The sequence below is a fragment of the Pseudomonas viridiflava genome, assembly GCF_900602065.1.
Lineage (GTDB): Bacteria > Pseudomonadota > Gammaproteobacteria > Pseudomonadales > Pseudomonadaceae > Aquipseudomonas.
The window spans coordinates 1-278 of sequence record NZ_UWFN01000219.1 but is presented as its reverse complement, the minus strand read 5'-3'; the positions used below and the strand labels follow the sequence as shown (position 1 = coordinate 278).

Sequence of the window (278 nt, the reverse complement as noted above, 5' to 3'; positions counted from 1 at the left end):
ATACAGGTTGCCACGGCTGGCGACGTTGAACGTGCCGTCGTAGCCGCCCAGGGTCACCACTTCATCGGTGCCGGCATTGCGCGGTGACATTTGTTGGCGCGCCGCCTGCAACTGCACGCCCCACGGGCCGTTTATGCCCAGGTAGTGGACGGCCACCGCGTTGCGCCGGCCGTCGTTGCCGGTGTCTTTGTTTTCCAGGGTGGAGGTGAGGCCGGAAACGCCCACTTCGGATTTCCAGTCGCCCAGGTCCAAGGCCTTGGCCACGCGCAGCACCATGG

General features: G+C 65.5%; 1 pseudogene. It reads right to left on the bottom strand.

What is annotated here, in order from left to right:
• Nucleotides 1-278, bottom strand: a pseudogene (locus tag EE949_RS12920) (hypothetical protein); the annotation flags it as partial.